At 44.9% G+C, this 25320-nt stretch carries 22 protein-coding genes; 8 read left to right on the top strand and 14 right to left on the bottom strand.

What is annotated here, in order from left to right:
• Positions 1 to 2: 2 nt before the first annotated feature.
• The 5 genes from ACXAC1_RS07095 to def all read right to left on the bottom strand — a co-directional run bounded on the left by ACXAC1_RS07095 (position 3) and on the right by def (position 6028).
• The gene (locus ACXAC1_RS07095) at positions 3 to 1451 is read right to left on the bottom strand and encodes a TrkH family potassium uptake protein (protein ID WP_475060330.1); all 1449 of its coding nucleotides are present in this window, start codon (positions 1449 to 1451) and stop codon (positions 3 to 5) included.
• Positions 1452 to 1521: 70 nt separating this feature from the next.
• The gene (trkA, locus tag ACXAC1_RS07090; RefSeq protein WP_228190668.1) at positions 1522 to 2895 is read right to left on the bottom strand and encodes a Trk system potassium transporter TrkA; all 1374 of its coding nucleotides are present in this window, start codon (positions 2893 to 2895) and stop codon (positions 1522 to 1524) included.
• A 182-nt stretch (positions 2896 to 3077) separates the two neighbouring features.
• Complete coding sequence (gene rsmB, locus ACXAC1_RS07085; RefSeq protein ID WP_475060327.1) at positions 3078 to 4397, bottom strand: 16S rRNA (cytosine(967)-C(5))-methyltransferase RsmB; 1320 nt, start codon at positions 4395 to 4397, stop codon at positions 3078 to 3080.
• Positions 4394 to 5380 (bottom strand): methionyl-tRNA formyltransferase, encoded by a 987-nt coding sequence (gene fmt, locus ACXAC1_RS07080; protein WP_475060325.1) that lies wholly within the window; start codon positions 5378 to 5380, stop codon positions 4394 to 4396. The genes rsmB and fmt overlap by 4 nt, the downstream gene beginning before the upstream one ends.
• 141 nt (positions 5381 to 5521) lie before the next feature.
• Positions 5522 to 6028 (bottom strand): peptide deformylase, encoded by a 507-nt coding sequence (def, locus tag ACXAC1_RS07075; protein ID WP_133561515.1) that lies wholly within the window; start codon positions 6026 to 6028, stop codon positions 5522 to 5524.
• Positions 6029 to 6246: 218 nt separating this feature from the next.
• On the opposite strand from def, the gene dprA reads away from it, so the two are divergent.
• Positions 6247 to 7509: a DNA-processing protein DprA gene (gene dprA, locus ACXAC1_RS07070; protein WP_475060322.1), complete on the top strand. Its 1263-nt coding sequence runs from the start codon at positions 6247 to 6249 to the stop codon at positions 7507 to 7509.
• A gap of 9 nt (positions 7510 to 7518) precedes the next feature.
• Here dprA and ACXAC1_RS07065 read toward each other — a convergent pair whose 3' ends face one another.
• The gene (locus tag ACXAC1_RS07065) at positions 7519 to 7938 is read right to left on the bottom strand and encodes an RNA-binding S4 domain-containing protein (protein WP_475060320.1); all 420 of its coding nucleotides are present in this window, start codon (positions 7936 to 7938) and stop codon (positions 7519 to 7521) included.
• A 45-nt stretch (positions 7939 to 7983) separates the two neighbouring features.
• Here ACXAC1_RS07065 and cysQ point away from each other — a divergent pair, with 45 nt between their 5' ends.
• A complete protein-coding gene (gene cysQ, locus ACXAC1_RS07060) occupies positions 7984 to 8829 on the top strand; it encodes a 3'(2'),5'-bisphosphate nucleotidase CysQ (protein ID WP_475060318.1) in 846 nt (281 codons plus the stop codon).
• Here the strand turns inward: cysQ and ACXAC1_RS07055 are convergent.
• Complete coding sequence (locus ACXAC1_RS07055; protein WP_228190664.1) at positions 8826 to 9434, bottom strand: TetR/AcrR family transcriptional regulator; 609 nt, start codon at positions 9432 to 9434, stop codon at positions 8826 to 8828. The genes cysQ and ACXAC1_RS07055 overlap by 4 nt on opposite strands.
• Positions 9435 to 9525: 91 nt before the next feature.
• On the opposite strand from ACXAC1_RS07055, the gene fabF reads away from it, so the two are divergent.
• On the top strand, positions 9526 to 10800 hold the full coding sequence (gene fabF / locus ACXAC1_RS07050; RefSeq protein WP_475060315.1) for a beta-ketoacyl-ACP synthase II: 1275 nt from the start codon (positions 9526 to 9528) through the stop codon (positions 10798 to 10800).
• Between the two features lie 32 nt (positions 10801 to 10832).
• Here the strand turns inward: fabF and ACXAC1_RS07045 are convergent, their stop codons facing one another.
• A complete protein-coding gene (locus ACXAC1_RS07045) occupies positions 10833 to 11660 on the bottom strand; it encodes an AraC family transcriptional regulator (RefSeq protein WP_475060313.1) in 828 nt (275 codons plus the stop codon).
• Positions 11661 to 11776: 116 nt separating this feature from the next.
• Between ACXAC1_RS07045 and ACXAC1_RS07040 the strand changes: the two genes are divergently transcribed.
• Genes ACXAC1_RS07040 through ACXAC1_RS07030 form a run of 3 tightly spaced genes read left to right on the top strand, consistent with a single transcriptional unit; the run spans position 11777 to position 15202 of the window.
• Entirely contained in the window at positions 11777 to 12541 is a 765-nt protein-coding gene (locus tag ACXAC1_RS07040; protein WP_475060311.1) for a tRNA-dependent cyclodipeptide synthase, read from the top strand.
• Positions 12542 to 12554: 13 nt separating this feature from the next.
• Complete coding sequence (locus tag ACXAC1_RS07035; protein WP_475060308.1) at positions 12555 to 13814, top strand: cytochrome P450, cyclodipeptide synthase-associated; 1260 nt, start codon at positions 12555 to 12557, stop codon at positions 13812 to 13814.
• A complete protein-coding gene (locus ACXAC1_RS07030; RefSeq protein ID WP_475060306.1) occupies positions 13811 to 15202 on the top strand; it encodes a DHA2 family efflux MFS transporter permease subunit in 1392 nt (463 codons plus the stop codon). Before ACXAC1_RS07035 ends, ACXAC1_RS07030 begins: the two co-directional genes overlap by 4 nt.
• 67 nt (positions 15203 to 15269) lie before the next feature.
• On the opposite strand, the gene ACXAC1_RS07025 is transcribed toward ACXAC1_RS07030, so the two are convergent.
• The 4 genes from ACXAC1_RS07025 to ACXAC1_RS07010 form a co-directional block, all read right to left on the bottom strand.
• Complete coding sequence (locus ACXAC1_RS07025) at positions 15270 to 16589, bottom strand: TRAP transporter large permease (protein WP_211342159.1); 1320 nt, start codon at positions 16587 to 16589, stop codon at positions 15270 to 15272.
• Positions 16589 to 17140, bottom strand: coding sequence for a TRAP transporter small permease subunit (locus ACXAC1_RS07020; RefSeq protein WP_133561503.1), 552 nt, complete (start codon positions 17138 to 17140; stop codon positions 16589 to 16591). The genes ACXAC1_RS07025 and ACXAC1_RS07020 overlap by 1 nt, the downstream gene beginning before the upstream one ends.
• A 68-nt stretch (positions 17141 to 17208) precedes the next feature.
• The gene (locus ACXAC1_RS07015) at positions 17209 to 18234 is read right to left on the bottom strand and encodes a TRAP transporter substrate-binding protein (RefSeq protein WP_475060303.1); all 1026 of its coding nucleotides are present in this window, start codon (positions 18232 to 18234) and stop codon (positions 17209 to 17211) included.
• 428 nt (positions 18235 to 18662) lie between these two features.
• On the bottom strand, positions 18663 to 20549 hold the full coding sequence (locus tag ACXAC1_RS07010) for a methyl-accepting chemotaxis protein (protein WP_475060301.1): 1887 nt from the start codon (positions 20547 to 20549) through the stop codon (positions 18663 to 18665).
• 376 nt (positions 20550 to 20925) lie between these two features.
• On the opposite strand from ACXAC1_RS07010, the gene ACXAC1_RS07005 reads away from it, so the two are divergent.
• Both ACXAC1_RS07005 and ACXAC1_RS07000 read left to right on the top strand, forming a co-directional pair.
• A complete protein-coding gene (locus tag ACXAC1_RS07005) occupies positions 20926 to 21876 on the top strand; it encodes a LysR family transcriptional regulator (RefSeq protein WP_475060299.1) in 951 nt (316 codons plus the stop codon).
• A gap of 40 nt (positions 21877 to 21916) precedes the next feature.
• A complete protein-coding gene (locus ACXAC1_RS07000) occupies positions 21917 to 24412 on the top strand; it encodes a KAP family P-loop NTPase fold protein (RefSeq protein WP_475060297.1) in 2496 nt (831 codons plus the stop codon).
• A 17-nt stretch (positions 24413 to 24429) separates the two neighbouring features.
• Here ACXAC1_RS07000 and ACXAC1_RS06995 read toward each other — a convergent pair whose 3' ends face one another.
• Entirely contained in the window at positions 24430 to 25029 is a 600-nt protein-coding gene (locus tag ACXAC1_RS06995; RefSeq protein ID WP_475060295.1) for a putative adenosine monophosphate-protein transferase Fic, read from the bottom strand.
• Positions 25029 to 25208, bottom strand: coding sequence for a YhfG family protein (locus ACXAC1_RS06990; RefSeq protein WP_475060293.1), 180 nt, complete (start codon positions 25206 to 25208; stop codon positions 25029 to 25031). Before ACXAC1_RS06990 ends, ACXAC1_RS06995 begins: the two co-directional genes overlap by 1 nt.
• Positions 25209 to 25320: the final 112 nt, after the last annotated feature.

Raw genomic sequence — 25320 nt, 5'->3', positions numbered from 1 at the left:
TGCTACTTCTGCCAAAACATCGGGGTAAACAAGACCAGTAAAGTGAAGACTTCTAAACGACCAAGCAGCATGGCGAAACACAACATCCATTTCGACGGATCATTAATGGACGCAAAGTTTGCAGCCACTTCCCCTAAACCTGGGCCTAGGTTGTTTAGCGTCGCCGCCACGGCGGACCAAGCGGTAACTTGATCGATGCCTGTGGCCATCAAACCAATCATTAGAATGACATACACAAGCAAGTAGGCAGAGAAGAATCCCCATACCGCTGACACTACTCGCTCTTGAATTGCTTTACCGCCTACCTTAACGGGGATGACAGCGTTTGGGTGTACCAGACGTTGAATCTCACGGAAGCCCTGCTTCAGAATCAGTAGAATACGAATCACCTTCATACCACCACCGGTTGAGCTAGCACAGCCGCCAGCGAAGGATGTTACGATCAATAAGAACGGTAAGAAATGCGGCCATACAGAGAAGTCCGAAGTACTGAATCCGGCCGTGGTTGCGATGGAAACACTTTCGAAAATGGCGTAGCGCAATGACGTCTGCCAATCAAAGGTTTCAGTTAAAATCAGTACCAAAGTGGATAAGGAAATAGCGCTACCTAGTAAGAAGAAAAAGAAGCGTGCTTCAGGATCTTTGAAGTAATGCCAAACACTGCGCATACGCCAAGCATAAAAGTGCAAGCCGAAGTTCAGTGCGGCGATCACCATAAATACCGTACAGATGATTTCAATGGTGACGCTGTTAAAGTAGCCAATACTGGCATCGTGGGTGGAGAAACCACCAATCGCTACTGTGGAGAAACTATGGCACAAGGCATCAAAGAAGCTCATCCCCGCCGCCCAATAGCTTAGCGTACAGACGATGGTTAACGACGCATAAATATACCAAAGTGCCTTAGCGGTCTCGGCAATACGTGGCGTCAGTTTTGAGTCTTTTACTGGCCCTGGCGTTTCGGCTCGATAAAGCTGCATGCCCCCGACGCCCAGCATCGGCATGATGGCTACCGCCAAGACGATGATCCCCATACCGCCTAACCATTGAAGCCATTGACGGTAAAATAAGATGGACTGCGGCAAGTCATCGATGGCCGTTAAAATAGTGGCACCGGTTGTAGTTAGACCAGACAGGGATTCAAACAAAGAGTCAGTGAAGCTCAGATGTGGGTCTGTCGCGAGAAAGAATGGCACCGAACCGAACAGGCCCAGAGTCGTCCAGAACAAGACGGTTACCAAGAACCCGTCGCGAATTTTTAAATCACCACGATGGTTTCGAAACGGAAACCAAATGACCAAACCACTTGCCAAGTTGATGAGCAAGGCATATAGGAATGCCTGCAGTGCGCCGTCCTGATAGATCAATGAAACGATGATCGGTGGTAACAGCGTCAAACTGAAGATCATAATAAGCAAACCGATAACGCGCAGGATTACCTGAATATGCATGTCTTGGCCTTATGAAAAAAATGTCCCAGCCGAAGCGTGGGACGTTAGTAAAAAGAAGTTAGTTTGCATGTTAAAAGAAGCTTAAGCCAACTTGGAACAGTTGCTCTACTGCCGGGATCTGCTTCTTGTTCGAGACAAAAATAATCACATGGTCTTCTGCTTGAACGACGACTTCTCCAGTGGCTAAGATCACTTCGTCTTCACGCACGATGGCACCTATGGTTGCCCCTTCCGGTAGTGGAATATTTGCAATCGAACGCCCCACAACTTTCGAGGAGCGATGGTCACCGTGCGCGACCGCTTCGAGTGCTTCCGCTGCACCTTTACGCATGGTGTGAACATTGACCACGTCACCACGACGGATAAAACTCAATAGCGAACTGATCGTCGTGTGCTGCGGCGAAATAGCGATATCAATCATGCCTTCTTGAACAATGTCGACGTAGGCTGGGTTATTGATGATGGTCATTACCGTACGTACACCAAGCACTTTGGCCAACATCGATGACATAATGTTGGCTTCATCATTATTGGTAATAGCACAAAACACATCGGTGGATTCAATGTTTTCTTCCAGCAGTAGCTCTTGTTTTGAAGCATCGCCATTTAACACAATGGTGTTATCTAGGGTTTCAGAAAGTACGCGACAACGTTCTGGATCGCGTTCGATGATTTTCACCCGATACTCTTTCTCAAGACTTTGTGCCAGACGCTCACCGATATTACCGCCTCCGGCAATAATGATACGACGATAAGGTGTGTCCAATGGACGCAGCTCACTCATCACATCCATTACATCGCGCTGTGCGGCCAAGAAAAACACTTCATCGTTGGCATGAATATGCGTATTGCCGTCTGGCTTGATGGACTGACCATTACGATAAATAGCCGCAATACGAGTCTGAATAGATGGCATGTGTTCGCGCAAAAAGCTAATTGGGCGATCGATCAGAGGGCCGCCCTTTTCTGCTTTGACCACCACTAATTGAACTTTACCTTCGGCGAATTCCATCACTTGTAACGCACCAGGATAACGAATCAAGCGACTCAAGTGTTTCGTTACTTCCTTTTCAGGACTGATACGAACGTCCATCGGCAAAGCCGTATCGGCGAATATCTTTGGGTATTTCGAGTAAGCATTGGAACGAATACGGCCAATTTTCGTTGGGGTCTTAAACAGCGTATAGGCGACCTGACAGGCAATCATATTGGTTTCGTCTTGGTTGCTAACGGCGATTAACAAATCGGCATCGTTACAACCTGCTTGGTCCAATACGTCTGGGTGGGAGCCGCTGCCATGAACTGTTTGAATGTCTAGGCGATCTTGTAGCTCGCGCAAACGATTATGATCGGTATCGATGACTGTGATGTCGTTGTCTTCGTTTGCCAAGTTCTCAGCCAGCGTCGCGCCAACTTGGCCCGCGCCAATAATTATGATCTTCATGGTCAGCCTTAGAGCATTGTGCTCATCGCATGTGAAAGAACGTCTTAAAATAAGAGTCTATTGCGTACACATTTTAAACGCGATTGAAGAAATATTTAACGTTGTTTTGGCGAATAATCTATATATTTTGAAGCAATACGAACCCTCCTTTTTTCATAAGAGGGTTCGTATTGGAGAGAGGATCAGTCTTTCTTGATTAGACAGTAATAAAAGCCGTCTTGGCCATTTTGTGTCGGAAAGATTTGTACCCCATGGGAAACAGCTTTACCAAAGCTGAGAGATAACTTGTCATTAAGTAGGTTCAGAGGACATTCCTTGGCGTCTTCGGTACGAGCCAAAAAGCTTGCGATCTGCTGCTCGTTTTCTTCTGGCATCAAAGAACACGTCGCATAAAGCAAGTAGCCGCCCTGCTTCAAGGTTTGCCAAGTGGCATCCAAAATACTGGCTTGGATGTCGCAGAGCGCAGCAATGTCATCTGGCTTACGGTTGATCTTAATATCCGGGTTACGGCGGATAACACCTGTTGCAGAACAGGGAGCATCCAATAGGATTTTGTCGAACGCAGTTTTATCCCACCACTGATCTGGCTGACTGGCATCGCCACAGATTAACGCCGCTGATCCACCTATGCGTTCTAGGTTTGATTCAATGCGAGCTAATCGCCAAGGCTCTAATTCGACGGCCGTTAAATCTAAGTCAGGCGCGAGTTCCAGTAAGTGACCTGTTTTACCTCCTGGCGCTGCGCAAGCATCGAGCACTCGCTCGCCTGTTTTGGGAGCCAATAAGCTTGCCGCCAATTGAGCAGATTCATCTTGGATGCTGACATGACCGTTTTCAAAATCAGGTAACATAGTGACCGGTACAGCGGATTCTAGGTACAAACCTGATACTGAAAAGGACGTTTCACGTGAAACAATGCCCTGTTCTGCTAATTTCTGTTTGTACGTTTCACGTGAAACATGTGCTTCGTTGACTCGGATACACATCGGTGGGTGAGCATTGGTAACTTCAATAATTGAGTCCAGCTCCGCACCCCAATGTTTCTTAAATCGCTTCACTAGCCACTTAGGCAAGTTGTGTGCCATGGAAGGTTGAGAAGATAAGTTCTCAAGAATGTCATCACGCTCTCGCTGATAGCGACGCAAGACGGCATTCATTAACTTTGTGGCCCACTCTTTATCTAACTGACGACAGAGCTCAACTGACTCATGTACCGCAGCATGATCAGGGGTGCTCATATGTTCAATTTGATAGAGCCCTATCAGTAATGCGGCATACAGATCAAAGTCTTTTTCTTCAAACGGTTTGCTTAATAAACTCAGAGCGACGGTGTTCAGCTGCGGATAGAAGCGACACACACCAAAGCACAGTTCTTTGGCTAAACCTTGTTCGTCGTATTCGACCTGGCTAATTTGCTTATTAATCTGTGTGGACAAAGAGCCGCGCTGTAAAAGTACTTGCTCAAGAATTCTCGCACTGACTAAGCGAGCGGATTGGCTCATGCTTGGCTCCCAAGTCGTTTGCCTAATTGCAGTTGATCTTTAAATTTGCCATTCAGTGCATCTTGCACTGCCATACGTTTACCGCCAGGGAATTGTAGTTCAGTGATTAGAATGGAGCCTTTGCCGGTGTTCACAACGATCCCTTCTTTGCTGACCATCGTGATTTCGCCACATTCGAAGTCTTGGTCTTCGGTGTTAAGCAGCTTTGCAGCGTGGATCTTCATTACCCCTGCTGGGGTCTGAGTATAAGCTCCAGGCCATGGCAATAAACCACGAATGCGAAGACTGATCACCGAAGCATCTTGAGTCCAATCCACTTCTCCTTCTTGCTTCGTTAATTTATCTGCATAGCAAGTCAGTGACTCATCCTGTTTCTCAGGTGTCACTTGTCCTGATTTAATCGCTTCTAAACCTTCGATCAAGGCTTCGCCACCCAGTACTGCCAGGCGGTCATGTAATGAGCCTGATGTGTCCTCCGGTTTAATATCGCATTCTTTCTTAAGCAACATGTCACCTGTATCAAGCCCTACGTCCATTTGCATAATGGTAATACCAGTTAATGTATCACCGGCAATAACAGCACGATGGATGGGAGCGGCACCTCGCCAACGGGGCAGCAATGAAGCGTGTACGTTAATGCATCCAAGCTTAGGTGTGTCCAATACGGCTTTCGGTAAAATCAGACCGTAGGCAGCAACAATCATTATGTCAGCATTCAAATCCGCTAGCGCTTGGCGATCGGTTTCGTCTTTAAAATTCAGCGGCTGATAAACGGGAATATCGTGCGTCAGGGCAAGCTGTTTAACAGGGCTAGCAACCAATTTCTGCCCACGACCCGCAGGGCGATCTGGTTGAGTGTAAACCGCGATTACTTCGTATTGATTCTGTGCGGTGTGATCTAGTACAGCTTGAAGACTGGCGGCAGCAAAATCCGGTGTGCCAGCGAAAACAATGCGTAGAGGCGTTTGAGTAGTATCTGTCATGGTGCGTCTAATGCCCTCATGTAACGAAACAGTTTCATGTAACGAAAAATCAGGCCGGAGCCTGATTTTTGAAAAGAAGATGGTTGTGACTATTCAATACAAGTTAATCGCTGACGTTCATAGCATCGTGCGATTTACTTTCTAGGCACGTTTCTTCTGTGCTTTTTGCAGCTTAGTCTTGATACGGTTGCGCTTTAGTGGCGATAAGTAATCCACCATCAGCTTGCCGTCTAGGTGGTCAATCTCGTGTTGTACACAAACGGCCATCAACTCATCCGTGTCCATTTCAAACGGCTTACCATGTCGGTCCAGAGCTTTGACTCGTACTTTCGCAGCACGGTAAATGTGCTCGTAGAAACCTGGTACGGATAAGCAGCCTTCTTGGAACTCGTTTGGCTCTTCGTCTAGCACGTCGAACTCAGGGTTAATGAACACGATAGGCTCATTGCGTTCTTCAGAGAAGTCCATAACAACGATGCGGTAGTGGTAGTCTACCTGTGTTGCAGCAAGGCCAACGCCCTGCTCGTCATACATGGTATCAATCATGTCGTCGATCTTTGTTTGCAAGGCGTCGGTAAATTCTGTGACCGGCTCTGCCACTTTGCGCAAACGTGGATCTGGATATTCTAAAATGGGTAATACAGCCATAGGGATTTCCAGTACAGTGTTCGTATAGTACCCGAAGGATAAGCACCATCGGGTTATTTAGCGTTGCCTATATTGTAACGTATTCAGCTCGAAATGCCTGCATGAGACTGGCTAAATTTTATGCAATATGGTTAAATACGCCGCAAATTTTAGCGATTACTCTGACAGCTTTTGTCAGTGACTGAATGGATTCACTCAATGCTTGCAAGGATTGCCGCATGAATACCTCACACCACGGCTTCAGTCAGCGCGACTGGTTAGCACTCAGTTTATTACCCAGTATCGGCGCTAAGCGTCTCGCAAGTTTATGGACTTATCTTTCCGCTTGGAGCTCTTCTGAGGAAGAAGAAGCTTCACTGTTTGATACATTGAACAGCAACGACGATTCTGAGCTTGAGGCTGCAGCTAAGTCCGTTGATGCTCAAGTGCTACGCGCATTAGGCTGGTCAGAACATGTCGCCAAGTCAGCCGAACGTTACTTAAAATACCGTACTCTTCCTTATGACTTAGAAGAGCGCTTGAATCAAACCGAGCGTTGGTTAAGCGAAGCCGACCAGTCGATCGTATTTCGCGATGAAGCCACCTACCCGACATTGCTTAAACAGATTGCCGTGCCGCCTTTATTTTTATTTGTGAAAGGTTCTATTGAGGCATGGCAGCAACCTTGTATTGGTGTGGTGGGCGCTCGCAATGCCTCTGGCTATGGTAGAAAGCTAGCGCAAGAGTGGAGTGAGCGTTTAGCTTCTGGTGGCTATGCGGTCTGCAGTGGTGGAGCAAAAGGCATTGATGCCTATGCCCATCAAGGCGCTTTAGCGGCTCGAGGCAATACCGTAGTGGTCATGGGAACTGGACTTTTGAACTGGTATCCACGGCAGAACTACGCTTTGTTTGAACGTATTATTGAACACGGTGGAGCCTTGGTTAGTGAGTACCCATTAACCACTCACCCTAAGCCTAATCTATTTCCTCCTCGTAATCGTATTATTAGCGGCATGAGTCATGGGGTGTTAGTTGTTGAGGCATCTGAAAAAAGTGGATCTTTGATCAGTGCGCGCTATGCATTGGAAGAAAACCGGGAGGTGTTTGCCATTCCTGGGCGCGTTGGCGATCCACAATCCAGTGGTACAAACCACCTGATACGCCAAGGTGCAACCTTAGTTCGTTCGACGGATGATATGCTCGAAGAGTTACCACGAGAAGCTCGTAAGGCCACTGCGCCACAGGAAACAGTGCGCGTTAGCCCTGCTAATACAGCGGCTTCTAAGCTGGTTTCGTCTATACCTCAGTCTGAAGGCTTATCAGCTCCAGCCTCTTCTCTGTTGCAGTTGTTTTGGCAAGAGCGAATCGGTTTGGACTTTGATGCCTTGATCCGAAAAACGGGCATGGGCGCGTCGGACTTAGCTCAGACACTTATGGAGCTTGAGTTATCTGGCCAAGTGATTAATACGCAGGGGCACTATCAATACGCCCCAACCACTTAGTGGGGAGTTTTAAAAAGACGAGTCGAAAATGTCTCGTTTAAGCTGTTTGATATCGCGACGCTCTTTTTTGTTGGGTTTGTGATCCGCCATGATGCGGCCACCAAAAGATTTGTGCTCAATAGCACGACGTTCACGTTTCTCGACGGACTCGGATGTTTCGCTGTAAAGTTTTTGAGCCTCAGGAGCGCCTTTGCGTTGCTCACTCAGGCCCTTCACTTCTACAGTGACTTCGTCCCAGCCTTTACGGATGGTAATCAGTGCGCCCAGCTCAACCGTACGAGCGGCTTTACCCTTGGCACCGTTGTACATCACCTTGCCACCGTCGATGGCTTCTTTGCAAAGTGTACGGGTTTTGAAAAAACGGGCTGCCCAGAGCCATTTATCTAATCTTACCGCTTGTGAATCTGGCTGTTTTTCTGCTTTACTCATAAATTGAACACACGAAAAAATGAAACGAAAGAAACCAGTACTATTATGATGGATGTAAGTCGCCACCCTACTTTTCTAGCACTGCAACAAATCATACACGATGCATCCGATGCGATCATGGAGATTTATCAGAAAGCCGACCTAGGCGTAGAGCACAAGTCTGACGACAGCCCTGTGACTGCGGCGGACATCGCTGCTAATCGCATTATCATGGCTGGTCTGAAAGCCCTGACACCCGATATTCCAATTTTATCGGAAGAAGCAGTCGTGGACTTCGAAGAGCGCAAAGACTGGCAGCAGCTTTGGGTTGTTGATCCTCTGGATGGTACGAAAGAGTTTATTAAGCGTAATGGTGAATTTAGTATCAACATTGCCCTCGTGGCAGACGGTGCTCCGATTCTTGGTATCGTCTTCTTACCTACCACGCGAGAAGGCTATTTTGGTGTGACAACTGAGTGGCAAGGCATTGAACCATGTGCCATCAAATGGCATGACGATGACATCGAGAATATTTCAGTACGTGAGCCCCGTGAGCCGCTCGTGGCGATGACCAGTCGAAGTCATGGACCTGCCCTGCCACAAGACTTGAAAGACGCGCTCAAAGAAGCCTACGAGCAGGTACGTGAATTACCTAAAGGGAGTTCGATCAAAGGTTGTCGTATTGCCGAGGGAATTGCAGACCTGCACCTGCGTCGTGGCCCAACAAGCGAATGGGACACCGCTGCCCAGCAAGCCATTATCGAAGCCGCTGGTGGGATGTTAGTAGCACCAAGTGGCAAGCCATTCCGTTATAACCAACGGGATACGCTGCTAAATGGTCACTTTATCGTGGCGGGACCTGAAGTTGCGCCCGTGATTCTTGATTGGTACCAACAACGAGAAGATGACTAAGTAACGTCACCGACCATCGTCCTGCAGGCTAACCCCTGATTCAAACGCGTCAGAATCCTACCTTGGGCGCGTTTGATAAAATCCTGTCGTAGTGGTTGAGTGACTGAACGCGCGATTGATACGGTGCCTACCAGAGACACAACCGTTTCTTCCGCGAGGCATTTAGCATGCTTCACTCCACGCTTTTCTAAAATGTTTGCCAACCGATCGACAAGACTATCAAAGCATTCCTGATAAGTTTGACGAACCGTTTCATCTTGATGCGCCGCATCGGTGACTAAGAACTCTAACGGCGATGGTGAATCAGGGTTGGGATCGCTCCAGCTCAGGTAGCGCGCTATCAGCGCTTTTAAATGCGTTTCTTTGTCTTCGGTTTGCTTCGCAGCACGCGCCCAAAATCCTTTTGCCGTAGCAAACTTTAGCGCTGCTTCGTACAAAGAGCTCTTACCGGAAAAGTGCGCGTAAAAAGCCCCATGGGTCATATTGGCCTGTTTCATAATTTGATTCAGTGTGACCCGATCAAACCCTTTTGAACAAAATAACTTTGCCGCAGCCTGCAAAATACGCTGACGAGTCTGTTCTTTATGTTTCGGCGAATAAGGCATATTGCCCCCTGCAAAATATTATCTTGATCATAAATAGCTCAACTTTAGCATACGAGTTTATATAAATTCGCAAACAAATGTGGAGAACTCGATGTTAGCAAGCCAACGTTATGTGATCACCGGAATGGGCATGGTCTCGCCTTTGGGCATAGGTGTCGAAGCTGTATGGGAACGTTTGATTCGAGGTGAGTCGGGCATACGTCTGTTACCTGCCAACTTATGCGAAGGCGTTACGACACAGATTGCTGGTCAAGTTCCAAGCCATCAGGAACTGGAAAACGGCTTAAATGAAGCGGACTATCTGTCACCAAAAGATCGTAAGCGCATTGATCTGTTCACCTTATTTGCCATCGCTGCCGCTGAGGAAGCGCTGCAGCAGGCAAATTGGCATCCCGAGTCTGAAGCAGACAAACAGGCGACGGCAACCATCATCGCCACAGGCATTGGCGGCTTACCCGTTATCACCCATGCGGAAGAGGTACGAAAAGCACAAGGCGCAAGACGCGTATCGCCGTTTACGGTACCAGCTTTTTTAGCCAATTTGGCTGCCGGTAACCTTTCGATTCGCTTTGGTTTTAAAGGACCGTTAGGCACACCGGTTACTGCCTGTGCGGCAGGCGTTCAAGCCATTGGCGATGCCCTTCGCTTGCTTAAAACTGGTGAAGCCAAAGTGGCTTTAGCAGGCGGTACAGAAGCCTGTATCGATCCTTTATCGTTAGCGGGCTTTGGCGCATTGAAAGCGCTCTCTACTCGCAATGATGCACCAGAGCATGCATCGCGTCCGTTTGACCAAGGTCGTGAAGGGTTTGTGATGGGAGAAGGTGCAGGCCTAGTGGTGTTAGAAACCTTAGAGCATGCTTTAGAACGTGGAGCGACGCCGTTGGTTGAGATTGTCGGCTACGGTACCAGCAGCGATGCTTACCATCTTACCGCTGGCCCTGAGTCAGGTGAAGGTGCCGCCAGAGCCATGCAACAAGCGATTAATATGGCGGGTGTTAAAGCCTCGGATATTGGTTATGTGAATGCCCACGCAACATCGACGCCTGTTGGCGATCGAGGTGAAATTAACGCCCTACGCTCAGTGTTTGGTGAGGCGATCAACTCAGTTGCGATTTCCTCGACGAAGTCTTCGACAGGTCATTTGCTAGGAGCCGCTGGCGGCGTAGAAACGATCTTCAGTGCGCAAGCGCTACGCACGTCTACCCTACCCGCGACCTTGAACCTAGAGCAGCCGGATGAAAGCATGAGAGACCTTGACCTGATTCCTAAGCATGCTCGTCAGCAATCAGTCGACTATGTACTGTGTAACGGCTTTGGTTTCGGTGGTGTGAATGCAGCGTTGATTTTAAAACGTTACTCGGAGTAATAGAAAAGGAGATAGCCAACCTATTATCTCGCTTATCGATCAGTCTGTTGGTATAAAAATTGTTTGGGCGGAATACCAACAGCATTGGTCACCATCGCGGTAAAGGCACTAGGAGAAGTGTACCCTAGTTCATAGGCAATTCGCTGGATAGGCATTTTCTGGGCGGCTAATGCTACGGCTTGGGATAAAAGCACTTGCTGTCTCCATTGGTTAAAATTCATACCAAGATGTTTGTCAAAAAGCCGAGTTGCCGTACTTAAACTGGCTCCTGACCGCGAGCATAAATATTTGAGTGTAGTCGCTTGTTTTGGCGCTTCTAAAAACGCTTCACATATGGCTTTTAGACGTCGCTCCTTTGGCATGACAATTCCTATTGAAAGCGCTTTTAAATGCTCAAACTCACTGCAAATCACCTCACATAATGCATGATATCTCTGTGTTTTTTCATGCCCATGCAACAGTTCTAAAGCAACTACTAATTCATGTAGAAGTGAACTCACTTTGAAAACTTGGCATTGATGCCAATGTGGTAAATGTTTGATCGAAACATCTATATAGATAGATAACAACTGAGCATTTTCCAGTAAGGTTGCCGCATGCTCAACATTGGGTGGAATCCAGACAGCGTGTCTGGGAGGCACAATATGCACACCAGTGGTACTGCTGACTTTAACAACGCCCGTATTCGAAAAAACCACTTGAGCCCAGTGATGATGATGGGAGATTACCTTAGTTGTTGTCGTCATATGCCGTGATATAGCCCTAATTGGCATTAACTGACTGGGCTGCAAACTTCTTTCTTCAATGGAAGAAACGACTCTTGTATCAATTCTTGATGGCTTCTCGATAGTTTTTGACATTCCTTCGTAATCCGCTCATTTCGAAATTTGCTACAAATATACTTGAGAATGACGACTATTCATAGTTTCTAACTCATTTCATATTAATCTCAAATACTGTAAGGGAAATAATGCTAATGGAAAATTTATATGCAAGTGATAATACGTATGTGAACCAGTCTGGTTGGGAAGTTAATATAAACGATTTATTTTCAATAGAAGGCGAAACCGTTCGATGTGATGAAATTATTAAAGAGGGCGAGCATGTTTTTGTTGGAATAAGCCCATTTAACTCTAGATTTTCAAAGGAATATGTTAGTGCTTTAATCAACTGGTCATTAACTAAATTCAATCAGGTTGATGTTCTCATTCCTTGTGAAAAAGAGGCCTCTAGACTATTAATTGCAAGTGGATACTCCGAACATAAAGCGTTAAAAAAGACCAACAGAGAGATAAAAAGGCATCTTAAAAATCTAGATGAGATTTTATCATCATCTACTATTGAGTATCATTCTGTAAGGGTTATTAAATTTTCTGATTTTTATGAATCAGAATATTATATAAATTTAAGAAAAGAGGTTGAAGAAGCTTATCAAAATGACGCTTTATTTAGAAAGTCATGTTTAGATATGTCCCGCCAAGCGATTCTTGGCCGTCTAAGAGGTGTTGGTCAAGATGAAAAAGATTTAGAAGAAGACAACATAGATTTAGCGCTGCCTTATATTTTTTCCGAACTGCCTTTTTATCTTAATACACCATCAATCCTTGATGTGAGTAAGTCTACTCTTATTTATCATAGATCATGGCCTATTGGCGAAGGGTTATTCTCAGGCAGTTATTTATTAAAAGTGAGTGATAAACAAAGCTACGGCGTAGTCACTCCCACTTCTAATTTATTTTGATATGGAGAAAAATATGTCTAAATTATGTTTCTTTGATGTTCTTGATCCTATTTTTCAAGAGAACCCATATCCTTTTTACCAAGCACTTCATAATGAAGATCTTATATATTGTGACAAGGCAACAGGCGCATATTTTGTTGGCGAATATGCAGAAGTGGAGCGTATTTTAAAAGATCCCTCATTTACCACTGCGCCTTTATCCGTAAGGGCTCAACCAGTCATGAGAGATCGAGTACTCGCTCAGATGGAAGGTAAAGAGCATTCGGAAAAGCGTAGAGCGGTATTACATGGACTAAGCGGTCAATATTTTAAAAATCAGTACCAACCATTAATTAAAACAATCAGTCAAGAGTTAATTACCCCTTATTTATATAAAGGTTCTATTGACTTGGTAAGTGAGTTCGGGAAGGATTATGCTATATTAGTCACATTGGGAATATTAGGTTTACCAAAAGATAACTATAAGGAAATAGCCTTATGGCATAAAGGTGTTGCTGATTATATTACAAAATTAAATCTTTCCGAGGAAGAAAAAAATACAAGTTTACAATATAGTAAAAATCTAAGTGACTTTCTCTTGCCTATAATAGAGCAAAGAAAAATAGATCCAAGAGACGATTTAATTTCACTATTATGCAACCTTAATAACAGCGAAAATCTTATGACAGATAGTGAGATTATTGCTTTATGTTTAAATATATTATTGGCTGCAACTGAGCCAGCAGATAAAAGTCTCGCTATGCTTTTTAAAAATCTGCTAGAACAGCCTGAAGTTTTTGATGATGTTTATAATGATAGAAAAAAAATAAGAGCCGCTATTGAGGAGACATTAAGGCTTAATTCCCCTGTTCAACTCATTCCTAGAGAAGCTTCTGAGGATTGTATTGTTGGCGGTATTTCTATAAAGAAAGGCTCTATTATTTTTAATATGATTGGAGCAGCTAATCGTGATCCTAAAGTATTTCATGATCCTAACTTATTTATCTTAGACAGAAGAGCCAAGAATAAAGAAGGTTTCTGCAAAAAACGTCATCTGGCATTTGGTACTGGTATGCATGCTTGTTTGGGAGCAGAATTCTCTCTTCGACAAATAGAAATAACAGCTAATGTTATATTAGACTCACTTAAAAATTTAAAAATATCAGAAAAATATCGCTTTTCTGAAAGTGGTTTGTATACAAGAGGACCTAATTCTCTTTTGCTAACATTTGATGCTTTACCCAAATTTAATGAAAACAATATTGGAAATACTAGGGTAAAGGAGTTGATATGAATGTAACTCATGAGTTAATAAATGATACTGGCTTAACAAGGCAACACTATCATCGGGTTATTTTGTGTTTAATTGTTGGCTGTGTCTTACCCTTGTTAGATGCGACGGTCGTTGGAGTCATGCTACCAGTATTAGCACAAGAGTTTTCGACTTCGCTTAGTGAGTTACAATGGGTAGCTACGTTATATGCATTGGCCGCGGCCTGTACTATTCCGCTAACAGCATGGCTAACTAGGTGTTTTGGCAGTAAAAATATCTGGCTCTTAGGGCTTAGCGTTTTTCTTTTAGGGTCTTTACTGTGTGGTATATCAGACTCTCCCAAGACGTTAATTTTATCTCGACTTATTCAAGGTATCGGTGCTGGAATTATTACTCCTGTGATGCAGTCTGTATTGCTATTTGAAGTGGGACGCAGTCACTTTAAAGCCGCAATGGCTGCCGTAGCGGTGCCGGCAGTCATTGCACCAATATTAGGGCCTGTTTTGGCTGGGTGGTTAATAGAGTTTGGTAGTTGGCGTTGGGTTTTTCTTATTAATCTGCCCGTCGCGATACTTGCGTTAGTATTGGCAAGGGCTTTGTTAACCCAAGGGACCAAGACAACAGAAGAAGCGTTGGACTGGCAAGGCTGGTTACTGTTTTCGATCAGCATTGGTTTAATATTGTATCTATTGTCTAATTTGAGTCAGGCTGTTTCGAATACGTTCTCTCTTGAATTAAACTTCATAATGCTGGCTGTTTGTTTGATAGCAACTATTGCCTTTATTAGACATGCGTTATCGAACAAGGCTGCCCCCATTGTAGATATTCGACTCTTTTCTATCTCAAGCTTCTTTTCGTCGTGTGGGTTGCTTTTAATATCAAGCAGTATGTTTTATGGTAGCTTGTTTATTTTGCCCCTATTTCTTATTGAAAAAGTTGCATTGTCTCCTTTTTTAGCAAGCGTTATGATTAGTGTGAGTGGTCTTGGTGCTCTGTTTGCTCGTTCTTATATTACTAAGCTTGTAAGCAAATTAGGCGCTTCTTGGACGGCCTATTTAGGTATTGCCCTTGCTGTGCTTGGGACTACTCCTCTGTTGTTTTCTCTCACAACGATTAACGCTCTCATTGTGCTAGCAGGTTGTATGTTTATCAGAGGTGGTGGACTTGGCATATTGACACTTCTAGCCATGACCCATGTTTATCACGATGTGCCAACAGAAAAGGTTGCTGATGCCAGTTCACTTTCCCGCACCATGACAATGCTTGGTGCTGCTTTTGGTGCTGCTGCTGTTGTTTTGCTGGAAAGATTCTCTATGTACGGCGGACAGAATGGTTATGAGTGGGTGATTTATGGGTTATTGGCAGGTACTTTATGTTGTGTATTTCCTGCTTGGAAGTTAAGAGCATAGCAATCAAAAAAACCGCCTAAGGTAGCCCTTAGGCGGTTTTCAATGTTTGCAGCTATTCTGAGAGTCGCTAATTCATTAGCTTATCAGGCAACCAAGTCACAAGCTCTGGGTTGAACATTACGATGATCAATACCAAGAGTTTGATCAATACGAACGGTGTGACCGAACGGTAGATGTCCAGCATTGTGATGCCTGGAGGTGCGATACCTTTTAGGTAGAACAAAGCGAAACCGTATGGCGGTGTTTGTACCGCGATTTCGATGTTCAGGATCATCAAGATACCAAACCAAATTGGGTCGAAGCCAAGTGACACAGCAATCGGTGTGAAGATCGGTGCACACATCAAAACGATGATGAATTCATCGATGATGAAACCGAGCAACAGCATGATAATTTGGAACAGTACGATGACCATCATTGGCGGTAGACCAAGATCTTCAGTAAAGCCTGCCACCATGTTCTGAACGCCCATTAATAGGTGGAAGTTACTGAACACTGTGGCACCGAAGATGATCCACATTGCCACACTCACTAGGACGGCAGCGCGAAGGCCTGCGCTTTGTACCATTTTAGGCTTAAAGCGTTTGAAGAAGATCGCTAGGATGATCGCACCCACTACCCCGATTGCACCGGATTCTGTTGGTGTGGCGATACCCATGATGATACTGCCAAGTACTGCAACGATCAGTAGCAGAGACAAACCGCCGTCACGCAGCGTTAGTAGCTTCTGCTTCGGTGTTTGTGGTACTTCTGGTACTTTATCAAGCGGTGCTTTCTTCGGGTTTAGCTTACAAGAAATCACTACGTATGCGATCAGTAGGATAATCGTGATCAAAGCAGGTACCAAAGCACCAATGAACATACGACCTACGGAGTTTTGCGTAGACGATGCGAACATGATCATTGGGATACTTGGTGGGATCAAGATACCTAGACCACCACCGGCCATGATGACACCTAGGGCCAGGCGCTTATCGTAACCACGTTCAAGCATTGGACGCAGCGCGATACTACCTGAAGTCATGATACCGGCACCGATGATGCCGACCATGGCACCGATCATTGAACAAACGATGATAACGCTAATGGCTAGGGAACCACGCACTTTACCGATGATCAACTGGCTGGCACTGAACATGGCATCACCGATACCCGAACGTGTCAGTAATTGCCCCATGTAGATGTACAATGGGATGGCCAATAGGATAAAGCTGAAGTAAGTGCCTTCTAACGTGGTAGGAATCACGTTAAACAGTGCATCACCCCATGTGATGTAACCCACACCCATGGCAATACCGCCTAGCGCAAGACCCACTGGAGCGCCAAGTGCGAAGCTTACTAAAATACAGACCAGCAAAACGCCGGTTAACACTTCGATACTCATCATTACGCGTCGTCCTCGTCGTCAAAATTACGCTCTGGTAATAGACGTTTACCAGTAAATAAATGCACCGCATCATCTAACCAGTCGCTAGATAACTGAGCGATGAGTAGTGTGCTGGCGATGGCAATCATGACCCAGAAGTGGTGCATGTGTGGTGCCCATTCGCTTTGACGGCGGTAGTTAAATTCAAGTGCTTCTTCGAACTTGCCAATGCTCATTTTGCAAACGATCACCAAGAAGAAAATCCCCAATGCAAACGAGAACATGTTGAACAAACTACGTACGCGTGGTGACACTTTGTTATAAAGAATATCTACGTTGATATGGCCGCGGCGCTGTTGTGCGTAGGCACCGCCTAGTGCGGCAATGTAGCCGAACATAAACAACGATAAGTCATAAGCCCAAATAGTTGGCTTATTTAGGAAGTAGCGAGAAAATACTTCGAAAGCTACGACAAACGCCAAGGCTGGCATGACATAAGAAACAGATTTGCCGACGAATTCCACCACTCGGTGAACCACGGCGCAATATAGCCTCATCGCAGTCAATAACATGGAAATGTACCTCGATTAGAAACGAAAAAGGCGAGCGCATAAGCGCTCGCCTCTAGAGGGAGTATCGATTACTTCTGTTCAGCGCGAAGTACGTCGATTAGACGCTTGCTGTACTCATCAGAGGCAGCGTATTCGTCCCATAGACCTGCACCTGCTGCAGCCCAAGCTTTTTTGTCAGCTTCAGATGGCTCTGGAGACCATTTCAGACCTTTCGCTTCCATTTCTGCAACCGCTTCAGATTCCCATTTCTTAGATTTAGTCAGCTGCTCTTCTGCGTGAGTTTTAGTCGCCGCACGAACTTCTTCTTTCTGTTCGTCAGTCAGCTTGTTCCAAGCGTTGCGGTTAACAACGATTGGCAGTACTTGAGCGCCAGCTAGAGGCAGTTTGTACATGTATTTCGCAACTTCAACGTGGTTACCGTCACGGTGGTCGATCATGTTAGAACCGATAGAACCGTCGATTACGCCAGTTGATAGAGACGTGTAGATCTCAGACCAAGCAAGAGATACTGGTGAAGCACCTAGGTTACGTAGGAACTTACCGTATGCGCCTGGCGCACGGATCTTCAAGCCTTTGAAGTCTTCAACAGAGTTGATTGGCTCTTTTGTGATGATGTAAACAGGTGGTTGGATGTATGGGTCAAGCCATACTAGACCTTGAGAGCCGTAAGCTTCTTTTAGGATCTCACCCCAGCCTTTGTCGTAGAACAACTCATGTAGTTCATCAGTGTTGTCTGTGCCGCCTGGCAGACCGATCTCAACAACACCTGCTGGAAGTTCACCAGCGTGCATAGATTGGAACGGTGCGCCCATGGTTACTAGACCAGATTTTACTGCGCCTAGGATGCCCGTCGTACCAACACCTTCACCTGAGTAAAGTACTTGTACTTTTACTGCACCGTCAGTGTTTGTTTCGATGTTCTTCGCTAGGTTTTCGTAGATTTCACCGAAAGCGGTACCACGACCGTAAAGGTTTGCAAATCGCCAGTTTTGGTCAGCTGCGTGAGCAGAAGTTGCTACTGCGCCAGCGCCCAAAGCGACAGCAAGAGAACTCGCAACTAACTGTTTTTTTACTTTTTGTAGTGTCTTTAACATGAGTAACCTCTTGAATGAGAGTTGCTAATTTAGCCATGTCCTCCCCGACGATGGCGGCTTAAATCGATACTTTCAAAAAGCTTGCACAAATTAAACCATGCAAAATCACCCTAAAGTTTTGTTTTGACCAAACAATAGGTGCGTATTCAAAAGCCTTTATAAATCAGGTGTATAGTCTTTTTATTGGTGCATAGGCGCCCCAAAACAGTGCTATTTTAAGGGTACAAGATTGACTGCAATGGAACGATCTAGTGATTTGATAATTAAAGCATTTTCAGAACGGCTTGTAAGGATAATCGATTGAAACTTTGTACGACATGATTTTGTCATAATTTAGCACCATAATAGTGCGTTTTTATTTTTCTTCGAATATAAAAAGGAGAGCTAAGCTCTCCTTTGAAATTTTAAGCATTCTAAAAAATGAATAGCTAATTTAGCTCGAAGCGTTCCATCTGGCCCGTTAAATTGGTCACGTGCTGATTGATTTCTTTGCCAGAAGCATTGATATTTTGCGTCGCTTGATGGTTATGTTCGATGCTTTGAGCGATATCGTCCATATCTTTGGCCATGGTTTGTGTGGTCAAAACGACCTCCTGAATGGCAGAAGAAATAGTGTGCGTCTGTTGCGCCGCATCCATGGTTAAAGACTCGACTTCTTTGATCGTCCTCACTGCACTTTCGCCTTTTTCTCGACCTACGGCTACCTGCTGCAAGCTGGTTTGCATTGCTTGGATAACTTGCTGTGTTTCTTGTTGAATCCCTTCAATCTTGCCAGTGATATTCGTCGTCGCTTGAACGGTTTGTTCTGCGAGGGTGCGTACTTCATCGGCCACCACCGCGAAACCTCGGCCAGCTTCTCCTGCTCGTGCGGCTTCGATGGCAGCGTTAAGGGCAAGTAAGTTAGTTTGCTCAGCAACCCCGACTATTAGATCAATAACCGAGTCGATTTCTTTTGAGCGCTCGCCTAGTTTTGCCACAATGCTGTGGGTGTGTTCGATGGAGTCGGCCACAGATTGAATCGAATGGATGGCATCACCAATGACCTGTGCGCCACTTTGCGCCGATTGATGAGCATGATTCGCCGCATCGTTTACCTGACGTGTCATATCACCGACGTTTGCTGAGGTCTGAGAAATCTCTTCAGTGGCGGTGGCCAGCGTATTACTGCGATCGCGGATTTGCTCGCTGCTGGAGACAATAGTAAAGGCATTATCGCTAAGATGATCGGCGGTGAGCACTAACGCTTGGTTACTTTGCTGAAGCTGTTGTACTAATTGGCTTAAGTTATCTGTCATCACGTTGGATGTGATTAGGATCTGGTCGAGCTCGTCAAGTTGATTGAGAGAGCTAGAAGGATGACGTTTCAGCTTCCCAGCGGCAACGTCTTGTAAACGCTTTAGGATCAACTGGATTTTGCGGTTAAGGGTAAAAATAACGGTCGCGATCAAGGCGCCAATTAACAGTGTCAAAATGACACTGCCAATAATTAAGTCACGGCGCGCCTCGTTGGCAGTTGTTTGGGCTTGCTGTTGGGCATTTTCAAGCAAAGGGCTTTTAAGGTATTCGGTGGTACGACCAAGTGTTGCTGAGTTCTGCTCGCGCAAGGTATCTAAGCGTTGAGTTAACGATTTTAGCGACATTGCTAAGTCTGCCACCTGCTGACCAGCCGTTTGGTAAGACTCAATCAAAGGGTTAAAGTCATCGCCAAAGCCAATATCGTTCACCTGCTTCATTAATCGCGCAATACTGTCTTGCCATACCGACAGATTATCAGGTGTGGAGTACGCTAAAAAATCTTTCTCTTTAGCACGTACTTCTTTAAACGTCGCGGCAAATTGAGCCAACATTGCCAGTTGCTGCTCTGCTTGGCTGGCTTGCTCATTTAAGCTCAATAATGCTCCGCTTTGGTTATCTGTACCCAATTTCTGCCTCAAGTCTAAGGCTTGTTTCTGGCTTGATAAATACTCCGGCAAAGTTTTACCTAGTGCTGTAACACCTTGTTTTGCTTGAGCATCTAAATATGGATTAGCTTGAGCCTCTTGCAGTGCTGTTTGCTGTGCTAAGCGATCCAGTTCTTCATATAAACTGGGCAGACTTGAGACCGATGGATTCGCCGCATGACGTTCAAATTTAAGCAATGTAATTTCCAGATTGCTTAAATTGGCGTAGCTGTCCGCGATACGGTTAGCTTTTAAGCCAGCTTGTTGCATTTGCTGAAAGTTGATGACGGCGTAAAGGCCAAAGCCTGCAAACCCTAAGCAAACTAAAACTAATGTAGCGATCAATTTTTGTCGCACAGAAAGTGATATCGACACAATAACTCCTAAATCAGTGTAATGCTGTTAATGTAGGGCTAAACGACAGGCTTAGCGCTTTCTAAAAAAAAGCCCGAGCGAGTGCGCGGGCTAAGAAGTAAGTACGAAGATTCTCAATTTAAGAAGCATGAAAGGAGCTTCTTAAGAGCCACCGACCTGATCAACAAGGGTGATTGAATTCATCAAAGTCAGTCATTCCACCTTAGAGAAGCTCGGTTATGATTGAAACGTCGTTGTCTAAATCTAAAGTTAGGCGTTGACCAAACAATGCACTTAGGCACAATGGATGGATTCGGGAAGCTTAATATAGCCATGTCGTAAGGGTTGGTATCGGATATACTGGTCAAAACGTCTGACGCTGCAGTTAGGAGGTGTGATGAGTGCAAACAATTATTCGCTGGGCCAAGTCGGCGATTATGAGATCAAACAGCTAAAAGTATTTAAGACCGTGGTGGATTGTGGTGGCTTCTCAGCTGCTGAAACCATGCTGAATATCGGGCGTTCGACCATCAGTTTGCATATCTCCAATTTGGAGTCTCGCCTCAACCTGACGTTGTGTAAGCGTGGCCGTGGTGGTTTTTCTCTGACAGAAGAAGGGGAAATCATCTACCGCATGACGGAAACCTTATTGGAGTCATTGGACGCTTTCCGTATTACCGTCAATAATCTAAACGCTAGTTTAACCGGTCGACTGCGTATCACTTTATCGGATTCGGTTAGCTTGGACCCTCGCTGTCGTATGCCTGAACTAATTAGGCACTTCACCGATCGTGCGCCTGAGGTCACTCTCTATACTAATGTGGCGTCTATGGCCAAAATAGAGCGCACCATTCTCAACGATGAGGCCGATGTGGGCTTTATCCCCTATCACCGTAAATTGGATGGCTTAGAGTACATTCACCTATACAGTGATAATTGCTACATCTACGTCGCCAAAGATCACCCAATTGCTAAACTAAGCGAAGCTGAGCAAGTGGCAGAGGTGGACAGCTATCCTGCATCTCATGCAGGCTTGAAGCCACACGAAGGCGTCAGCGAACAGATTTCTAATATGAACTTGTCTGCGATTTCGTACTTCTACGATACCCGCTTAGCTTTGATTTTATCTGGTCGTTACATTGGATTTTTACCGGAAGAATACGCATCAGAGTACGTTAATCGAGGTGAAATCGTCGCCGTGGCAACCAAACAACGTCATTACACACTAGGCATGGCCGTTATCTACAAGAAAACCGCCCAGCCTAATAAGCCTCGTGAACTGTTCCTACAAGTATTACGTGAGCAGCTTGCTGTCGCCCATGACAAAGCTGAAGCTGCACCTTATTAGGTCCGTTGCTCAAGTATATTGACTTTTAAAGGATTGAATTGTGTCAGAGGCAAACGGATTAAGTTTAGCGCAAGCGAAAGAGCTCCAGCACCGCATTGAGGATTTACTTAACAAAGATAAAGATGCGCCATATTTATTAGCCAGTCGAGCGGCGTTAAGGGCTTTACCTACCTTGGGATATTCAGATAGTGAGTACTTTTTCTATTGGCCTGACTCAAAGTTAGAAAGTTTTTATACTGTATTTATGAGTGCTTTATCTGGTTATCAGAGAAATGCGCAGCGAGAAGGGGCATGGGCTGCTGCCACGCATAATATCTTCCTTCGGTCTTCGCTCAATCAAGCTATTCCGTCCTTTATACCTGAAGCCATTAGTGCTGCTGATTATGGCGGCATTACGACGAATACAGAGCGCCAAATAGTTAAAGCAATTCAGGCAGCTATGAATGCGACAGCCCACTTTGGTATGTCGATGTCTGCGATGTTAGAGGAAGATCTTTCCACTTTAGAGAATGCAGGCAGGGAAACTTTATTAACTCGATCATTGTGGGGAAACACGCCGATAAGTTCTGAGTATATGGCGCTAGCAGATACCCACTTATCAAAGTTATCGTATCAATACGAGCAACACTACCGAAATGAAGACCCCAAAGCAGCAGATCTAATACGTGATGCTCACTCTGTTTTTATGGATATTTTCAATGGAAATCCTGATTTAGGATTTATTGGAGAGTGCTTTGATCGGCTGAGTAACTACCTAAGTGATGGACTGCGTAGAAATAGTGAGTTGGGCGGCCGATTAAAAACTGAAGAGCGTCAATACTTGAGCTCTCTGCTTCAAAATGAAGATGGCGTTGCTAAGGACGATAAGCTCAATCGAGCAAAATTAGTCGCAACGCTTGCGGAGATGTTGTTAGAAAACACTCAAAAAAGCAATAAAGAAGGTGATACTCCACACCATCAAACAATAGGCTTGTTAGGCGATTGGGGGTCGGGAAAAAGCAGTATTATTGCTCAATTAAAAGAGACCTTACTGTCTAAAAAAGATGAACAGCCCTTTCTCTTTGCTGAGTTTAATGCTTGGGAATATGAACATACGGATAATATACAGGCGGGCATTGCTCAGGAGATGATTCAAGCCTTGACCAGCCAAGAGGAGTTGGCGGCGCAAGATACATCTCGCGATGATCTAAAATGGACTGTCAAACTTTTAAAATGGCTACGCTGGAAACTCTACCGAGCAAAGCTGATATGCTGCTTTGCTCGGCGTATACAAGGCTTTAAACTGATTTGGCTTATACTGTTATTCTTCAGTGCGCTTCTACCCATATGCCCCCCAATATTAGAGTTATTGCCATTAGAAAGTCTTCTTAATGGGGTTGGTGAAGAAGTTAAATCACTGTTCCCAATAGCTTGGCTTATTGGGATTGGCTACCCTCTTTGGCAACAGGGTAAGAAAGTTTTTGCTGGTCCTTTAGCTAAAGAGCTCCGTACATATCTAAAGCTTCCTGACTATGCTAAGCATCTAGGAATGATTCCGGTGATGCAAGATCATATTAAAAAACTCGTTGATGTTCGTTTAAATACGTCAAAGTCTAAAAAGCGCTTAATTTATGTCATAGATGATCTTGACCGCTGTAGTCATGAAGGGATCGTAAAGGTTCTGGAAGCTGTACGTTTAGTGCTTGATTTGAAGAATGTTACAGTGATTATTGCTGTAGACCAGCGCATTGCCATGGCGGCCTTAGCGCTGCATTACCAAGAGCTAGAACCCTACCATGCAAAAGGTGATGCTCGGCAGATCGCACGAGACTATTTGGCAAAAATTATTCACTTCCCTATTCAGTTAACGAAACCAGACCAAGCATCCGTTTCTGGATATCTAGCATCCTTATGGCAGCATGACAAGGTGGAAGAAATAATAACTAATGCTCCAGATAACCGCTCTACTAACACTGCCGAAGCAGTTGGTACAAAGCCAGAGAAAGAGTTACCAGCTCCAGCTGAAGTACCTAGCGATCTCGAAGATGATGAGCGTAATGAGTTTAAACCTGGAGCGCCTGGAGAGGATAGTGTTGAAAAGAAAATCACCGTTATTAAGCGCTTAAGCCCTGCTCAGCAAGAGGCTTTTAAGCACTGGGTCTTGTATTTTGACTTGACCAACCCTCGACAACTTAAACGCCTTAACAATAGCTACATTTTCCTACTGAACTACCATAAAAATGACGAATTACCTGATCGAGCTACCAGCGTGCACTCTCCTGTAGAAAGTGGTTTTCCGATATTAGCGACACTTTGTACTTTAGAGTACTTAAACGATTTGGATGATAGAAAGCTACGGCATGTACTAAAACAGCAGCTTGAAATAGTCGGTGGTTTTTCACCGATTTTAAAAGAAGACAAAGAAAAAAGAGAATCAAGCAAAATAACGGAGAGTGTTATTGCTTTAGCTGGGATAGAGTTCAATACCCAAACAGGGGCGATCACGGCCTACAAAGCGGTCGAACCGTTTGTATTGCCTTCTTCATCAGAGAGCTGATAGTGGTGCGAAATGGATTAAAGATCGCTTAAAGAGGTCAGGCTTTTAAACATGATTTCTGTCATCTCTGAGTAGTCGCATCTAAGGCAGCCTAAAATATTAGCTTTAACCCATTGCTCTTTGGATATGCCTTTAAAGCTTAGGTTGTAACCACAGGCAACAGCCAGATGCTCGAATAGTAGACGTTGTGCTCTACCATTCCCTTCCCTAAACGGATGAATCATATTGAGTTCGATATAGAACTCTGCCATTTCTAAACAAAAAGCCTCAAAGGCTAAATTTACCAAAAACTGTTTATTTTCTAATTGAGCAAAAATCTTATTTGCTTCTCTCTCGATGAATTCAGGCTGGCAAAAGCGAGTATCTTGCTTAGAGATTGCTATGGTTCTGATCTTGCCTGCCCATGGATACAAGTCCTCGAACAGCTGTCGATGAAGTGAACAGAGATAAGAGAAGTCGTACGGTGGAGACTGAAAATCGATATCTTGAAGAGCTAATGTAGAAAACTGAGATTCGGCAAGGCTCAACTCATTTTGGTCTGAGATGTTGAGCTTGTTTATCAAAGTAGAAGAGTTAGGGTAAGTATACGGGTCTTTCCCAGTACCGTACTTGTCCATTATTTAGTGAATTGCTTTATTAACTCAGCCTTTTTTTGTTTGCGTTCAGCTGGTGTCAAAGACAGCAAAGATGAATCAACAGAGTAGCCTTCTAAGCGCATACTTTCGACAAAGTTATCCACTTTTCTTTGCGCATACACACCGCACTTTTGCTCATGATTTAATTGATTTGGCTTCATACTGTCTTCCTAGTAAATAGGCGTTTTCATAATATATAAGTATATCTGACTTAGTTTATAAGCTCTATAGTGTATAAAAAATACACAGATGTGTTTTGGAAAGTGAGCTGTG

Source organism: Marinomonas sp. AWM4_232, assembly GCF_056158325.1.
Note: the sequence above shows the minus strand (reverse complement) of the source record. Positions and strands in the feature narration are given on the sequence as shown.

Coding starts and splice junctions, on each gene's coding strand:
- ACXAC1_RS07095 (WP_475060330.1), bottom strand. CDS start 1,451: ATGCATATTCAGGTAATCCTGCGCGTTATCGGTTTGCTTATTATGATC.
- trkA (WP_228190668.1), bottom strand. CDS start 2,895: ATGAAGATCATAATTATTGGCGCGGGCCAAGTTGGCGCGACGCTGGCT.
- rsmB (WP_475060327.1), bottom strand. CDS start 4,397: ATGAGCCAATCCGCTCGCTTAGTCAGTGCGAGAATTCTTGAGCAAGTA.
- fmt (WP_475060325.1), bottom strand. CDS start 5,380: ATGACAGATACTACTCAAACGCCTCTACGCATTGTTTTCGCTGGCACA.
- def (WP_133561515.1), bottom strand. CDS start 6,028: ATGGCTGTATTACCCATTTTAGAATATCCAGATCCACGTTTGCGCAAA.
- dprA (WP_475060322.1), top strand. CDS start 6,247: ATGAATACCTCACACCACGGCTTCAGTCAGCGCGACTGGTTAGCACTC.
- ACXAC1_RS07065 (WP_475060320.1), bottom strand. CDS start 7,938: ATGAGTAAAGCAGAAAAACAGCCAGATTCACAAGCGGTAAGATTAGAT.
- cysQ (WP_475060318.1), top strand. CDS start 7,984: ATGATGGATGTAAGTCGCCACCCTACTTTTCTAGCACTGCAACAAATC.
- ACXAC1_RS07055 (WP_228190664.1), bottom strand. CDS start 9,434: ATGCCTTATTCGCCGAAACATAAAGAACAGACTCGTCAGCGTATTTTG.
- fabF (WP_475060315.1), top strand. CDS start 9,526: ATGTTAGCAAGCCAACGTTATGTGATCACCGGAATGGGCATGGTCTCG.
- ACXAC1_RS07045 (WP_475060313.1), bottom strand. CDS start 11,660: ATGTCAAAAACTATCGAGAAGCCATCAAGAATTGATACAAGAGTCGTT.
- ACXAC1_RS07040 (WP_475060311.1), top strand. CDS start 11,777: ATGGAAAATTTATATGCAAGTGATAATACGTATGTGAACCAGTCTGGT.
- ACXAC1_RS07035 (WP_475060308.1), top strand. CDS start 12,555: ATGTCTAAATTATGTTTCTTTGATGTTCTTGATCCTATTTTTCAAGAG.
- ACXAC1_RS07030 (WP_475060306.1), top strand. CDS start 13,811: ATGAATGTAACTCATGAGTTAATAAATGATACTGGCTTAACAAGGCAA.
- ACXAC1_RS07025 (WP_211342159.1), bottom strand. CDS start 16,589: ATGATGAGTATCGAAGTGTTAACCGGCGTTTTGCTGGTCTGTATTTTA.
- ACXAC1_RS07020 (WP_133561503.1), bottom strand. CDS start 17,140: ATGTTATTGACTGCGATGAGGCTATATTGCGCCGTGGTTCACCGAGTG.
- ACXAC1_RS07015 (WP_475060303.1), bottom strand. CDS start 18,234: ATGTTAAAGACACTACAAAAAGTAAAAAAACAGTTAGTTGCGAGTTCT.
- ACXAC1_RS07005 (WP_475060299.1), top strand. CDS start 20,926: ATGAGTGCAAACAATTATTCGCTGGGCCAAGTCGGCGATTATGAGATC.
- ACXAC1_RS06995 (WP_475060295.1), bottom strand. CDS start 25,029: ATGGACAAGTACGGTACTGGGAAAGACCCGTATACTTACCCTAACTCT.
- ACXAC1_RS06990 (WP_475060293.1), bottom strand. CDS start 25,208: ATGAAGCCAAATCAATTAAATCATGAGCAAAAGTGCGGTGTGTATGCG.